Genomic DNA, 16,186 nt, shown 5'->3' on the forward strand with positions numbered 1-16,186 from the left:
TTAATGATCGTGTTTTTCCATCACATAACAGTGGGTAACTATACACGGATGACTTGCACTTTGAATTTGCTAGTTACAAAAAAATGAACCTTCAATCAAGTGGGCGTTTACGTTCCTCTCCTACTGATTGGTAGATGACTGAACCAGGGTTATTACTCACCTCAATAGATTCGCCCTACGTTCTATGTTGAGCTGGGTGTTTTACGGTCGGTTATTTATCATAAATTAAATTCTTCTACTAAATCATTTAACTTCTTCGACGATTGACGTAAAGTATTGGCACCCTCAGATATCTCCTCAATTGCACTCGAAGCTTCTTCTACTGACGCTGACGTCTGTTCAACTCCAGCAGCAGATTGTTCAGATATAGAGGCAATCTCTTGAACCGAACCATTAACTTGTTCAGTATCATCCGCCAATTGTGACAAACCTGATATGACGGTATCAACATGACTCGTCATATTAGAAATCGCCTGTTCGATTGCTTTAAAACGTTCCCCAGTTGCTTCAATATCAACTGTCCCTTTAGCGACTTCTTCATAACCTTGCTTAAGTGTACCCGTCACTTCTTTAGACTCCGATTGAATCGTCATAACAATATTCGTTATATCTGTGACAGACTCACTGACTTGTTCTGCTAATTTCCTTACTTCATCAGCAACTACCGCAAAACCAAGTCCCTGCTCACCAGCTCTTGCTGCTTCAATCGCTGCATTTAATGCCAATAAATTGGTTTGATCTGCAATATCTTTAATAACAGCAATTAACTTCGAAATTTGTTTAGTTTGTTGATCAAGTCCTTCAACTCTACCTACCGCATTTTTTACAATTTGGTCGATACTGCTCATTTGCTTAATCGATTTTGTCATCGCAGTATTACCTAAATCTGTTTCTGTTAATACTTGATCTGAAGATACATTGATTGTCTCACTACTCGTATGAAGGGCTGTCATTTTTTCAGCAAATACCCGCATCGTCTCAGCTAAGTTACCGGCATGATTCGCCTGTGATTCTGTACCAGAAGCTAACTCCTCCATAGTCGCAGCAATTTGTTCCGTACCTGATTTCACATCATCTGAAGATTGATATAATTGCTCACTTTGCCGATCGACCAACTGAGATGTTTGTTTAATTTGATTAATCATTGTGATCAGCTGTGTTCTCATCTGATTAATTGAGCTTGATAGACGGCCAATCTCATCTTTTCCTTGATAATCAATTGATTCAACATTTAAGTCGCCTGTAGCAATGCGATCACTGATCGTAACAACTGATTTCAAATGTTTTGAAACATGTCGACTTATTAAAATAACCAAAACACCCCCGATTGAAAATGACACAAGCATTGAGCTTATTAAAATAATAAGCGCAAAATTTTGACTTTGCTCAGCATTCACGACGGCATCATCTCGATCATTAATAATATGCTCACGTAAATATTCAAAATAGAGTGAGGTGGTTGATGTTAAACTAGTATAGCGATTCACGTATAATCGAACAGTCGTTTCCGGGCTACCAATAATCGGCATTAATTCTTCGTCAAACATTTCATCTAATTTCTGATTATGATCAACCACTTCATTGAAAAGCGTTTCTTGCTGCTCACCATTGATGCCTTCATCTAAATGCTCTAACAGATCGTTGACACGTTCCTTTCTTTCTTCAAAATCATTCAGATGTGTTTCATTACCAAATTGAACATAGGAAAGCGCAGCTAGTGCTTTAGCATTAATTTCTGAACTCAATTCATTCGTTAATAAAGCACGATCACCTTGTTCCTGTAACACCCTCATATCCGATTGGGATTGCATAATTGAGATAGCAACCATGGTTGTTGAAACCATTAATAATATAAAAATAATTAAAATAGCTAAACCATATTTCCCACCAATCGAAATGTTATGTAGATGAGATCCCTTCAATCGCCTTTCTTTTGTTATATTCTTCTTTTTCTTCAATCCTATAGTCTTAGGTATCTTCTTTTTTCTAAAAGGTTTAATCACCTTCACCCGCCTCCTTTTGAAACGCTTACATTTTACTAATTAAATAGTTCATCCGACAAACAAACTATATCTAATATACTATACTGAACATAATATGAATACAAGTAGTAATTTCGTTTTGAATATAGAAAAGGAGGAAAGTAATATAATAATCTTTTGTTTTTAAACCTTTAAAATAGAAGATTCGTATCGCTCAGATATAATATGCTTAATAAAACGATTCTTCAACCAGCGGGCAGCGTTCATCCCACTGATTGGTATTTGAGTGAATAAGGTCTTTAGTTGCCCTATATAGCCTTAGCTCTGCTCACTGTTTTAAGGTAGACGGTTTACGGACGGTTAACTGTGATAAATGGATCAAGTCATTTTATTTCAATAAATTTCTTGACATTTATATTCATTTTTTATTAGGCTAAATTACCTATGTTATTTTTGATTAAACATTGCGATAATAGTAAAAGACTTTCTAAACTTTTTGGTTCGTTTTAATAGACAAACATATCTTTATGCGCTAATATACTATATATAGTGGTCAAGAAACACAAACAACACTATATATAGTATATTTTATTTGTATGCGCACTTATCATCATTTTGAAGTAGTAAGCGAAACAGTAGAATTATTAACGTCCTTATTATAGAAGATAGACTAGCCCATTCAATCGAATGTGCGTCTGTCTATCTATTCTTTATAAAGTTACATAACTAGTGGACAAATTCAGCTGTACGACATAAGGAGGACCTTAAAGATGGCAATGATTACAGAACGTATTGAACAAAAGTTAGATGAGCTTGCCGCCAAACACAGCATCGATCTAACTGCACTGAAAGACAAAGTTAATCAAGTGAAAAACAATGAAGAAGAAGCAAATCAAACAGCATTATTTTATGCATTGAATCAAATTGCAATGGATCAACCGAATTGGACGTTTATAGCAGCCGATTTTTATTTAGACCAACTCTATCGGGAAGCGAGTATCAATAGAAGTTATCACCACCATTTGAAATATGGAAGCTTTTCGAAATTAATTGACCAATTAACAAAAGAAGGTATATATGATCAGACATTACAAAAAGCGTATTCAACAGATGAGTTAAAAGAGTTAGAACAAGAAATCGTGCCAGAGCGTGATCAATTATTTAACTATATTGGTTTGTTCTTGCTTGCTGATCGCTATTTAGCTAGAGACCATGAACGTAATCTTTATGAACTACCTCAAGAACGCTTCATGATTATTGCGATGACACTGATGAAAAACGAGCCTGTAGACAAACGTCTTGACTTAGTTAAAGAAGCTTACTGGGCTCTATCAAATCTGTATATGACAGTAGCTACACCGACTCTATCAAATGCTGGAAAAAGCTATGGCCAGCTCTCTTCATGCTTTATCGATACCGTCGATGATTCACTTGATGGTATCTATTTAAACAACTGGGACATCGCTCGTCTTAGTAAAGACGGTGGGGGCATTGGGATCTATTATGGTAAAGTACGTGCACTTGGCTCTGATATTAAGAAATTCAAAGGGAATTCATCAGGCATTGTCCCTTGGATACGCTTGATTAATGACACCGCAGTAAGTGTTGATCAGCTTGGTCAACGTCAAGGAGCCGTTGCTGTATATCTCGATGTCTTTCATAAAGACATTATGAATGGCTTCTTAGATTTAAAAACAAACAACGGTGATGAGCGTCGAAAAGCACATGATATTTTCACAGGCGTCGCTATTCCTGACTTATTTATGGAACAATTGCAAGTGACCGATGAAGATGGAAAAAGTGTTGGTGAATGGCATACATTCTGTCCACATCAAGTGAAGCAAGTGATGGGTTGGAAAGATGAAAATGGTCAACCGCTTGGATTAGAAGATTTCTATGATGAGGTGGACAATAAATACTTTTCAGAGAAATATCAAGAAGCGGTCGATCACCCGCTATTACCAAGAAAAACTTACAGAGCGATGGATATCATGGCTAGAATAATGGTCGCACAACTTGAAACTGGAACACCTTATATGTTCTATCGTGATGAAGTTAACCGTCAAAATCCAAATAAGCATGATCGTGGAGTTGGTCGTACATCCATCTATTCTAGTAATCTATGTACTGAAATCGCACAAAATATGTCACCAACTTCTATTGTAAAAGAATATCAAGATCAGGATGGCAACATTGTCATTGTTAGAAAACCAGGAGATTTTGTTGTTTGTAACCTATCTTCAATCAATTTAGCAGTTGCCGTGCCAGCGAAAGTATTAGAACGACTGGTTCGGATTCAAGTGCGAATGCTTGATAATGTAATTGATCTAAATACAATTAGTGTTGGGCAAGCCCAAGCAACCAACCAAAAATATCGCGCCGTCGGTCTTGGCACATTCGGTTGGCACCACCTCCTTGCTTTAGAGCATCTTTATTGGGAAAGTGACCAAGCTGTTGATTATGCCGATCAATTATATGAAGATATTGCTTATTATGCGATTCAAGCTTCAATGGAGTTAGCTGAAGAAAAAGGTGCTTATGATAAGTTTGATGGTTCAGAATGGCAAACAGGACGTTATTTCGAGCGTCGTAACTATACGAGTGAACGCTGGAATCAGCTACGTGAACAAGTAACAAATAAAGGTTTACGTAATGGTTGGTTAATGGCTGTTGCGCCTAATTCTTCAACTGCCAAAATTGGTGGTTCAACGGATGGTATTGATCCGATCTATGCGGTAGAATACGCTGAAGAAAAGAAAAACTTTAAATTTAAAGTAACGGCTCCTGATTTAGATCATGTCACTTACACATATTATCGTCGTGCACGTCATGAATTAGATCAAGTCTGGAGTATTAAACAAAACGCCCGTCGTCAACGTCATATTGATCAAGGGATTAGCTTCAATTTATATGTTCGACATGACATTAAAGCACGGGATTTATTGAATTTACACTTAGCTGCGTGGGAGCATGGACTAAAGACAACTTATTATGTACGCAGTACGTCCCAAACCGAAATCGATGAATGTGAAGCATGTCATAGTTAAGGAGGATTTCTAATGAGCTTTGTCGATACACCATTAACAAAAATAAAATTACTCAACCCAACCTATCCCAATAAATCAACAGGACTGATTAATGGTCAGTCCTCCGGTTTATTAAATTGGAATGATATCGCCTATCCACAAATGTATGATTTGTATCAAACCTTGCTATCAAATTTCTGGAAGGCACAAGAAATTAATATGCAAGATGATATTAAACAATGGGACCATCTCACTGAGACCGAACGTGATGTATTCTTAAGAATTAATACACAGCTCGCTTCATTAGACAGCTTACAAACCCCAACAATGACACAAGTGATGGATTACGTGACTGACTCTAGCTTTAAGGCTATCTTTGCTGTTATTGCGCAACAAGAAGCTGTGCACAACGAATCCTATTCTTATATTTTAAGCTCACTCGTCCCATTGGATGAGCAAAATCAGCGCTTTAACCAAGCGAAAGCTGATCCCATTGTTCAAAAACGTAATCAATTAATTCTCGATAGTTATGACGCTTTTCATAAAGAACCAACACCACAACGGTTATTTGAATTAGCGATCAATTCAATCAATTTAGAGGGTATTTATTTTTATGCAGGGTTTGCCTTTTTCTATCATTTAGCACGCCAGCAAAAAATGTTAAAAACAAGTACGATGATTAGTTATATTCAACGTGATGAAATGCAACATGCCTATTTTATCTCACAATTTATTCGTATTTTATTAACAGAAAACCCTGAGTTAAATACAGATGAAAACATTGGCTTTGCCTATCAAACGATTGATCAAGCGGTTCAACTTGAAAAAGAATGGGCTGATTATATTTTAAAAGATATTGAAGGCATTGACCTTACTGAGTTCCATCATTATGTAGAATATCTTGCAAATAAACGGTTCCGACAAATTGGTCTCGATAACTATTATCCAGAGCGCGATAATCCAATGGCCTGGATCCACGTCTTTAGTGACGAAATGATGAATGAAACCAAGTCAGACTTCTTCGAACAAAAATCACGCACATATACAAAGGTCTCGTCTTCAAATGGATTTGACGAGCTTTAGAAAGGAATGATCTGATGAAAGCCTTAGTCGTTTATAGTTCAGTCACTGGAAATACAAGCGCTTTAGCTGAAGTCATCTATCATGATATGATTAAGCACATCGATCATGTTGATTTTTTAACGATTGACGAACTTGACTATCAACAATTGGCGACATATGATGTATTGGCGATCGGTACGTATACATGGGGAAATGGTGAATTACCACCTGAAATGGACGACCTTTATTATGAGATCGAGCAACAAAGTGTCGATCATCTAATTACAGGGATATTTGGTACAGGGGATAGCTTCTACCCTTATTTCTGTGGGGCTGTCGATCATTTTAGGGATATGCTTTTTGTTCATACCGAACTCGCTGTGACTTTAAAAGTTGAACTCGTTCCACAAACAGAAGATTTGAGCAAAGTCTCAACGTTTTGCAACCGTCTTGTTAGAACGCGTGTTGCTGTATAATAAAAAAACAACTAGAAATATGCTCATTTACGCATCCTTTAGGAAATAAACGAGCTTATTTCAAGGTAAAAAGAAAGCGACGCTACAATTAAATCTTGCAGCGTCGCTTCTTCATGCCTATTCTTCTGTTTTAAATTGCTTCATTTGTTCTTCTAATGCTTCACCTGATTCTTGAAGACGCTCTGCTGATTTCGTCACTGTTTTTAATGCTTCCAATTGTTCAGAAGCTGACGCATCTACTTGTTCAGTTGATGCAGCTGTTTGTTGAAGAATTGAAGCAATATTGCTAATTGATTCAACAACATTTTCCTTGTATTGATCAATTTGATTAAGATCCTCACCTATCGTATTAATCGCATCAATCATACGATGATTCTGTTTTGAAATATCCTCGAACAATTGCGAAGATTCCTCTGCCACTTGATTTTGTCGCGTCGTAATGTCTTGAGTCGTATCAATTTGATTGACAGCCTTATTCGATACCTTTTGAATGGCTTGAATCATTTCAGATATGTTCGTTGTTGCATCAGAGGTTTGCTCCGCTAATTTACGAACTTCTTCAGCTACAACTGCAAAACCTTTACCTTGTTCACCTGCACGGGCAGCTTCGATAGACGCATTTAATGCTAGCAAATTGGTTTGTTCAGAAATGTCGCTAATCGTATTGACAATCGTACCAATCTCGACAATTTGAGTTGACAAATCCTTCACAACAGCACCAATCTCATTAACAACTTGTAGCGATTGATTTGATCCAGATTTTAACGCCCCCATTTGGTCCAACCCTCGTGTATTAATGCCTTCTACTTCACTTGAATACTGCTTTAATTGGTCAGTTTGTTGAACAAGGTTCGTTAATTGTTCTGATAAATAAACCGTTTGTTGGTTGGTTTGTTCCGCGAAATCAGCTGCTTCACTTGTTCCTTGTGAGACTTGATTCATGGCTCGGCTAATTTCTTCACTGGAAGCAGTCGTTTGCTCTGACACAGCACTCAACTGCTCAGTGGCATCTGAAACCGTATGAACAGATGTATGCACTGATCCGACTAATTTCCGGATATTCTTGACCATTTCATTAAAGTTAGCCGTTAGTTCGCCAATTTCATCTGATGTGGTCGGTTTGATATAAACCGATAAGTCACCCGCCGCAACGTGACTAACTTTTTCATTCAGGTGTTGGACAGGTTTTGTGATTCGATTAGAAAGAATAATCGCTATGATGATAAAGAGAGTGATAATAACAACCGCAATGGCAATCATTTGTACTAATAACTGATTTAACGATGCATAAGCTTCTTGATCTGGAATAATTAGCCCTAACGTCCAATTCGTTCTCGGGATATGTTGATAATAAATATGCGCATCACCAGCATCCAATTCTGTTTGATAAACACCAGATTGCTCTTCATTCAGGATACTAGCCAGTGAAGCAAGCTGAGGGTCATCAGCCAAACTTCTCCCTACGCCATCATTACCATCAGGATGAACAATAAAGGATTGATCGTCTGCTAATAAGAACGCCTCACCTGAAGTACCTGTGTCAATACTTGCGATGACTTCTTGTAACTGACTAATATCAATATCACTTGAAATAATCCCTAATAATTCGCCGTTTTCTTGATAAAAGGGAATACTTGTTGTAATTAAGCTTGTCCCTAAACCTTCATCAAAGTAGGGCAACGTCCATGAAGCTTCATCCGTTTCCGCGCCAGCAACATACCAATCATGTGACGGATAATCATAGTCTGGATTCTCATATTCATCAGTAAAGATAATTTGATCTTGCTCTTTATAACTATAAGGACCAAAATATTCGACGTCTTCATCATAGCTATACGGTTCGAACCAAACACCAATCCCATAAGTATCTTCATTTAATAAGAGAAACTGCTCAAACAAATCTGCATACTCGTCATGGGTTAAATTCGCTCCTATCGTTGATGCCAACGCACCCATCGAATCTCCCAACCTTTGATGGCTGACTAATTGCGTATCAGTAAAGTGAACAATGTCATTTGATAAATAATCCATCTTCTCAGCAATTTGTTGTTCCAATTCCCGTTCTGAGAATTTATAACTAAGGATAGACAGTACGAGCATACCTATGACAACAACAGGAATAAAGGTTAAAATCTTTTTTCTAATACTAGCCTTTCTCATCTTGTCCCCTCTTTTCTAAAATTAATTTTCCTTACCCTTAAATTATCGACAAAATCCGACCTTTATAAATATAAATCACAATAAACCGACTTTAGAAAAAATTCCCTTTTTAGAATTAACGATTCACTTTTAAGTAAGGAAGTTGCCGTGCCTCTGGTGCTTGAGACATGGCATGAAGAATAGTGATTGTTGCTAGACGAGATGTTAGACAAGCAAAAACCGACTAGCTGTAACGACAGTTAGTCGGTTTGATTTAAATAAATTGAGCTTGATGCAGACGACTATAGGCACCATCTTGTTCAATCAACTGTTGATGTGAGCCTTGCTCTTCAATGCCATTTTTCGTGACCACCACAATACGATCGGCATGTTTGATCGTTGCTAAGCGGTGGGCAATAACAAGCGTTGTTCTTCCTTGCGCTAATTCTTCTAAAGATTTTTGAATAGCGATTTCTGTTTCTGTATCAAGTGCAGAGGTTGCTTCATCTAAAATTAAGATAGGCGGATTTTTTAAAAACATCCGCGCAATTGACAAACGTTGCTTTTGACCACCAGATAATTTCACACCACGTTCTCCAATTACCGTTTCAAGCCCTTCTGGTTGCGTTTCAATAAAATCATCTAAACGTGCTTTCTTTGCAGCCGCTAGGATTTCTTCATCAGTTGCGTCCAACTTCCCATATGCAATATTTTCTCTAATTGTTCCAGAAAAGAGAAAGACATCCTGTTGAACAATACCAATTTGACTTCTTAATGATGCTTGCTTAATGTGACGAATATCAACACCATCAATGGTAATTGCACCACCTGTCACTTCATAAAAGCGAGGCAATAAACTGCATAACGTCGTTTTACCTGCTCCTGAAGGGCCAACAAAAGCAATTGTTTCTCCTGGCGAAATCGTTAAATCAATTTTATTTAAGACTTTTTCTAAACCTTGATAACCAAAATCAACTTGCTGATACTTGATCTCTCCGCCCATATCTAAATGAATTGCATCCTCAGCATCTTGAATTTCAGGTTCAGTATCCAGCACCTCAGTATAGCGTTTGAAACCGGCAAATCCTTTTGGATAACTTTCAATTACTGCATTAATTTTTTGAATCGGATTAATTAAAATATTCGTCAACAAAATAAAAGCGACAAACTCCCCGTGACTTAGATCTGCCCCAATCACAAAATACGAGCCAAACATAAGCGCAGATAAGGTAATGAGGCGCATTAACATATAATTTGCTGTCACGTTTTGAGCCATAATTTTATAGGATGATAGCTTGGTTCGACGATATTGGCTGTTATTCTCGCCAAATTGTTTTTGCTCATGCGCCTCATTAGCAAAGGCTTTTACGACGCGAATACCACCAATGCTATCTTCAACACGCGCATTAATATCTGCTACATCGTGGAACATTCGTCTAAATGTTTGTGTCATTTTTTTATTAAAATGAATCGCAAATATAACAATCAACGGAACGACTGTGAAAATAATTAAGGCGAGCTGAAAATCAATCGACATCATTATAATTAAGGAACCAATCAAAGTCATTAAGGCCACAAATACATCTTCAGGTCCATGGTGAGCTACTTCACCTATTTCTTCTAAATCTTTTGTCAACCTAGAGATCGAATGGCCTGTCTTATTATTATCATAATAGCCAAATGATAGTTGCTGCATATGCTTAAACAGCTTACTTCGCATATCTGTTTCAATATTAATACCAAGCATATGTCCCCAGTATGTCACAATAAAATGCAACCCTGTATTTAAAGCATAAATAGCTAGCAACCCTAGTGATGCCCATAAGATCACCGTCCAATCACCAGCTGGTAATAATTGATCAATGACATAATTAACCGCTAGTGGAAAAGCTAACTCTAGTAAACCAACGAAAATAGCTGATATGAAATCTAAAAAAAATAAACCTTTATAAGGCTTGTAATAAGCAAAAAAGCGTTTTAACAATAGAAATCCCCCCTCTTTATTAACCTTCGAACCTCACTTATATCAAACGAAACTTCACTCAATGGGCGGGGGCTACAGAACGTAGGTCATGTAGACGTGGCGGTCTTCGTCTACAATCTTACTCGCCCACTGATAAGGAACATAAGCTAACGTCTTCGCGTCCTGTGAAAAAGCTTGTGTGACCAACACCCTGTTGGACAGAGTGAATCAGGGCATTAATGGCCGTTAGCGCCCACAGCTCTATTAATTACTGCTCGCTATTTGAGGTGAGCAGTCTATGGACAGTTATCTGCGAGAAAGAGAAGATTCAAAAAATTTAACCTTTATTATACCTATGAAGTTTAAGTTTCACAAGAAAATAGCTTAACTTTTGAAGTTGACTGAATCAGGACATTAGCGTCCGTTATCACCCACTTAAATAGATTTACTCTACTCTCTCGTTTGGTGGGGATGTTCTACTAACGATTATCTATGATAAATGAAAGCAACAGTAGCAAACATAATCGTCTATTTTTGCAAGTTACCACTAGGTTAAATGACTTTATATTTTTCTAAATAACCCCAATTTAACTGAGTTGATTTTCCTTTTTTTCTTTTAAAAAACAATTGCATATTGATTTTACCAATAATTAAATAGGATTAAATGACTATAAAATATAAAGTGATGTTTTTTAAAATATTCTATCAAACAAACGGATTAGACGGTTAGCAACTGTCTTTATATCAACTTTTATTGTCAAATGACCACAATTATTATCATTTTTTTTAAGGCGAAATATCTAGAAATAAATGCGTCAGTGTAACTAATAAAAATATGAGATAATATAAAAGGAATTTATACACTATTTTTACAGATAAGGATGGATAATAATTATGGAAAAGAAAAAAATAAAAGTAGGCTTAATTTTTAGTAGTTTAGCATTATTAGCCATAGCAGGTATACTATTTTATACCTTTTCGTCTTCACCTGAAGCTAGGCTAGCTCAAGCTTTAGGTAAATCAATTAATGCCTCAACCGTAACGGCTGAGAGTACTTTTGACATGACGTTTAATTTTGAAAGTAGAGAAAGCAGTGATAGCCTTCATAATGGTGGCTTTCTTGATTTTGACATGGACTCCGCAGTCGAAAGCTTCAGCGAGTTAACAGGAACAAGCACGCTTCTAGTTGACAATGAAAATGATATTATTGAAATGTCTACTAATACTGAACTAGCAACTTCAATAGATGGACCAACATACGACTTGTCCATTCCTGTGAACTTTTACATTGACCAAGCCAACGATGAGATGGCGATTGATTTAGATCCATATGCAGCTCTTTTAGGAGATTTGGTTAATCTTGTAGAAAACAATCAGGACATTACTGATGCTTATACGATTGAAGAAGCAGAAATGTATGATGATGAATTAGTAAATCTCATAGTCGCAACTGTAGAAGAGGCCATTAGCGGGAAAAAATACACAGACACACTGAATGATGAAAACTATGAATATGGCTATGATGAAGAAGTTGATCAGTTTTTCTTTGAACACATGTTTAAATTCTTTGCTAAAGAGGACGCGATTACGGAATCAGATGATCAAGTTATTTTAAATGTAGACCAACATCTGTTTCTTCAAGCATATGAACATGCGATTAACGCGTTAGCTGATCACGATCAAATGTTAACTCGATATGAAGAGTCCTATGGAGATATTAATGAGGTAATCGACACAATTGATGAGTTAAAGGTAGATTACGAAGAAATAGATTTTGAATTAGAAGTAGCTTTTGAAATTGAGCAAGAATTGATTACTGCAACAGACTTAACTTTAATGATGAGTGAAGACGATGGTTCAGAATTATTTGAAATTGAAATAACTGCCCGTACGACGTATTTATATGATCAAGAGCTTGATTATGTATTTTATGGGGAGGGGCGAGAACCATTCACCGAATCAGACCTTGAGTACTTAATCCGTGATATTGAATATGTTGTTGACGATTTTCTGATGTCTAGTGCAGATGCTTATTATGAAGAAGCGATGGAAGAATATTATGAAACAGCTTTTTCCGAAGAAGAATTAATGTTATTTGAAATGATTGAAGATCGTGAAGCATCACATGAAGACTTTTGGATGACTGAACAGGAATTTTATGAGTGGGTCTTAGAAATAGAATCGATCGGACTCATCGAAGAAGGAACAGCAGAATACTATCGACCATAATGAAATCGATATTTTTCAAAGTTGAGACTAACTATTTAAAGACCATAGTTAGTCTCAGTTTATTTGCGGACATGCTCGTTTTCTCACTAAAATCCGTAACCGTTTCAATCGTATAGGAGATTCATATATTCATACCTTGCTATGCTCAAAGCCATGCATTTATAGAAACGTGTATCTTAATCATACTTAAACGTCCGCAACGATAATAAACTAAATAAAAGCACAAAACCAGATAAAGCCACAATACTTATCAAATAGTTTGAGACATCTCGATGAATAGCGGCTTGTAAACCACTGATAAACCATTGATATGGATTCATCAATTGAAAGGTTTGAAACGGCCTTGGTAGGGATGCTAATGAATAAAAAGCATCGCTCAATAAGATCATTGGCATCGTGATGATATTAGCGACTAAACTCATCTGCCCTTCATTCTTAACGAAATTAGAAACAAGAAAGCTTAACATAACATAACTTATAGTCGCTAAAAAAAGAATAGGAACAAGTAACATAAGTGTATGAAATAAAACGGGCTCCTGAAACACAAGCAAACCGATGATAAGAATTAAATAGCCCGATAAAATGGCTGTAATCGCTCTAGCCATGGACGTACTAACAATATATTTCCATAATGGCATCGGTGTCATGTGTAAAAGTTGAAACACACCCCTTTTTCGTTGCGACAAAATGTGAAATGAGGTCGTCATAAAGGCATACATCACTACACTAATACCAACAATTCCACCAATTAAATAAAGTGACTCGCTCTCCATATTAAAAAAGTATTGAATGGTAACTAAGCCTATGATAGGTAATAAAATCGACCAAAATAATAAATACATATCTCTAAATGTCGTTTTAAGTGTTAATACAAAAACTTTACTCATCCATTTCCCCTCCTTCTTTTAAATCAATTGAAAAAATAAGGCTTCTAGATTATCAACCTTATGTGCCCGTAGCAAGTCGGCTGGTGCACCTTGAGCGATGACTTCTCCACGATTTAGAAAGATAACCCTATCTGCAATCTTTGTAACTTCAGCCATATCATGTGAAGAAAACATAACTGTCATCCCCTGTTCTTTTAGATCTTGTAGCATATCTCGTATCTTTTTTTGTGCTTGTGGATCTAACCCAGCTGTTGGTTCATCTAATACAACAAGCTCCGGACTGTGTAATGTTGTTACAGCAATGGCTAGCCTTTTTTGTTGACCAATTGACAAATGTGTTGCAATTTTCTTGCGCATGGCTAACAAATCAAATGCCTTTAACTTCTCTTCTAACTGCACCTGATCTAATTTGATATGATAAAAGCTCGCAAATAGTTGGAGATTCTCTTCAACGGTAAATCCTTCAAAAAAAGGCGTTGCTTGAAGTTGCACGCCAACTTTCGCTTTGAAATTTTCGCACCAATGACGAACCGTCCCACTAGTAGGTGTAATTAAACCAAGTAGCAAACCGATACTCGTTGATTTACCCGCCCCGTTTGGACCAATTAGAGCAATCGTTTTACCTTTTTCGATCTTTAAATTTAAACATTTAATTACTTGATGATCTCTATAGTTTTTTGTCAGTTGTGATGCTTCAATTAAGATCATTTAACACCCTCCTGTTCAAACTTGTTTATTCAACGTTGATTATAAGAGGGAAATAAAATCGTCTTTGGTTAAAGACGATACACTATTGACTATCTTCTATAAGTATCAATGCTTTTTCGACAAAATCTTGTTGAAGGCTAATAGCGGCAAACATATGCTCAAAAATAAGTTGCGTCATTGGTGGAATCGCATTTTGCATAGCGGCTTTTTTTGCTTCTAATCCCTTTTTTAATGAATCATACTCAAACCCTAATGCCTGTTTTTGTTCGATTAACGCGCTTTTTACATCCTTTGCTTGTATCTTATGTGCAAAAGAAAGACCGGCATAAAGTGTAGTTGGATAAGCCATAGATGAGTCTTGTAAAGCATTATAAATCAAAGCTTTACTATGTTGCTTTCCTTTTTCTGTAATGTGATAAATCGCCTTTTGCCTGTGGCCCGTTTGTTCAATCTGTTTAACTTTAATATAGTCTTCTTTTTCTAATTTTTTCAATGCGTTATAAATTGAACCGATTAGTACACCTGCCCACCGCTCTGCATCATTTAACTTCAACATTTGTTTAATGTCATAACCAGACATCGGTTGTAACTCTAACATTGCAAGTACAAGTAATCGCGTCATCAAAACCACCCTTTAAATAGTCAACGTTGAATAATTATAATATAATACTTTCATCTTAATGTGTCAATCCTTTTATATAGATTTTTTTGGTGAGACATTTTAAAATGATACTTTTATCATAGAATAATAATTATTATATTAGAAGTGTAGGTGAGTAGAAGATGTTTAGCCGTACGATTATTTTGCACGAGAACTGGATTAAATATTTACTTTTTATGGCAAAATTTGCGGATAAGGTGATTAACAGGATAAGTCTGTCCTTTTTTAATAACTTTATAACAATTCTACGATAGAAAAACATCTTTTACTCATATCATCATAAGCCATGGAAAGCATTGTCTTTCTATAGCTTTTTTTATGTGTGTAAAGTCTTTAAGAAGTCGTACACATGATCATTTGCAATTTGCAAAACATTAGTAAAATATATGGTGGTCATCTTATTTTCTTATCAAGATCAGCAAAAGAAAAAAACGAGTATAAATAATATGATTATACTCGTTTTATTTTATATATGAATGAATGGACTGTTTAGAAAAGGACATGGAAGGGTTTAACTTATAGTAGCCTTGTAATAACTAGGTGTGCAGAAACAGGCCTTGTTCCACCAGCAACAGGTGTAATAGTTAGTGCAGCAGCATTACCAGCTGGGTTACGAACAGTAAGCAAGGAGTTGATTGCTGTTGTTTCTACAATCGCTAATCCTACTATTTGAGAGGTACCTGTTGCACGTCCCACTACGGTATAGTCTAAATCGGCACCATTTAAGGTCAGAATCAGCTGTCCGGCTTCAGAGACGCTAACTTGAAATAGCACCTGGTAAAAACCGATTTCTGCTAGATTAAAGGTACTATCATCGACACGGGCTATTGAAGTACCACTTGCTGGTCCATCTTGCGGAAAATCGACATCAGTATCAGGTGCAACTGTAGCAGTATTATCAGGTGGCATCAAAGCAAAGAAATCTGCGAACTCAAGGACTCCACTCGGACCTGTCGCTCCTGTTACTCCCGCTGGGCCTGTGGGACCCGTCGCTCCTGTTACACCCGTTGGGCCTGTGGGACCCGTCGCTCCTGTTACACCCGCTGGGCCTGT

12 protein-coding genes are annotated in these 16,186 nt (G+C 36.7%); 5 read left to right on the forward strand and 7 right to left on the reverse strand.

Features of this window, described 5'->3' with window-relative positions; genetic code table 11:
* Positions 1–218: 218 nt before the first annotated feature.
* Positions 219–2,003, reverse strand: coding sequence for a methyl-accepting chemotaxis protein (locus B494_RS0117715; protein ID WP_017473721.1), 1,785 nt, complete (start codon positions 2,001–2,003; stop codon positions 219–221).
* A 749-nt stretch (positions 2,004–2,752) separates the two neighbouring features.
* Between B494_RS0117715 and B494_RS0117720 the strand changes: the two genes are divergently transcribed.
* The 3 genes from B494_RS0117720 to B494_RS0117730 are packed head-to-tail and all read left to right on the forward strand — an operon-like array spanning position 2,753 to position 6,546.
* Complete coding sequence (locus B494_RS0117720; protein ID WP_017473722.1) at positions 2,753–5,029, forward strand: ribonucleoside-diphosphate reductase subunit alpha; 2,277 nt, start codon at positions 2,753–2,755, stop codon at positions 5,027–5,029.
* 12 nt (positions 5,030–5,041) lie between these two features.
* Positions 5,042–6,091, forward strand: coding sequence for a ribonucleotide-diphosphate reductase subunit beta (locus B494_RS0117725; protein ID WP_017473723.1), 1,050 nt, complete (start codon positions 5,042–5,044; stop codon positions 6,089–6,091).
* 14 nt (positions 6,092–6,105) lie between these two features.
* Positions 6,106–6,546, forward strand: coding sequence for a flavodoxin domain-containing protein (locus B494_RS0117730; protein WP_017473724.1), 441 nt, complete (start codon positions 6,106–6,108; stop codon positions 6,544–6,546).
* Between the two features lie 117 nt (positions 6,547–6,663).
* Here B494_RS0117730 and B494_RS0117735 read toward each other — a convergent pair whose 3' ends face one another.
* Together B494_RS0117735 and B494_RS0117740 are read right to left on the reverse strand one after the other, a co-directional pair.
* The gene (locus B494_RS0117735) at positions 6,664–8,706 is read right to left on the reverse strand and encodes a methyl-accepting chemotaxis protein (protein WP_017473725.1); all 2,043 of its coding nucleotides are present in this window, start codon (positions 8,704–8,706) and stop codon (positions 6,664–6,666) included.
* Positions 8,707–8,959: 253 nt separating this feature from the next.
* On the reverse strand, positions 8,960–10,669 hold the full coding sequence (locus B494_RS0117740; RefSeq protein WP_017473726.1) for an ABC transporter ATP-binding protein: 1,710 nt from the start codon (positions 10,667–10,669) through the stop codon (positions 8,960–8,962).
* 873 nt (positions 10,670–11,542) lie between these two features.
* Here B494_RS0117740 and B494_RS0117745 point away from each other — a divergent pair.
* Positions 11,543–12,877, forward strand: coding sequence for a hypothetical protein (locus B494_RS0117745; protein ID WP_017473727.1), 1,335 nt, complete (start codon positions 11,543–11,545; stop codon positions 12,875–12,877).
* Between the two features lie 176 nt (positions 12,878–13,053).
* Here the strand turns inward: B494_RS0117745 and B494_RS0117750 are convergent, their stop codons facing one another.
* From B494_RS0117750 to B494_RS0117760, 3 genes are all read right to left on the reverse strand, one after another.
* Complete coding sequence (locus tag B494_RS0117750) at positions 13,054–13,764, reverse strand: ABC transporter permease (RefSeq protein WP_017473728.1); 711 nt, start codon at positions 13,762–13,764, stop codon at positions 13,054–13,056.
* An 18-nt stretch (positions 13,765–13,782) separates the two neighbouring features.
* Positions 13,783–14,472 carry an ABC transporter ATP-binding protein gene (locus B494_RS0117755; RefSeq protein WP_017473729.1) on the reverse strand — a complete coding sequence of 230 codons (690 nt, stop codon included), beginning with the start codon at positions 14,470–14,472 and terminating at the stop codon, positions 13,783–13,785.
* Between the two features lie 82 nt (positions 14,473–14,554).
* Positions 14,555–15,094 carry a PadR family transcriptional regulator gene (locus tag B494_RS0117760; RefSeq protein ID WP_017473730.1) on the reverse strand — a complete coding sequence of 180 codons (540 nt, stop codon included), beginning with the start codon at positions 15,092–15,094 and terminating at the stop codon, positions 14,555–14,557.
* Positions 15,095–15,255: 161 nt separating this feature from the next.
* On the opposite strand from B494_RS0117760, the gene B494_RS21660 reads away from it, so the two are divergent.
* Positions 15,256–15,387: an RAxF-45 family protein gene (locus tag B494_RS21660; protein ID WP_338131645.1), complete on the forward strand. Its 132-nt coding sequence runs from the start codon at positions 15,256–15,258 to the stop codon at positions 15,385–15,387.
* Positions 15,388–15,649: 262 nt separating this feature from the next.
* Here the strand turns inward: B494_RS21660 and B494_RS21365 are convergent.
* A partial coding sequence (locus B494_RS21365) for a collagen-like protein (RefSeq protein ID WP_277422594.1) occupies positions 15,650–16,186 on the reverse strand: 537 nt, incomplete at its 5' end.

This window comes from Amphibacillus jilinensis Y1, from assembly GCF_000306965.1.
GTDB lineage: Bacteria > Bacillota > Bacilli > Bacillales > Amphibacillaceae > Amphibacillus_C > Amphibacillus_C jilinensis.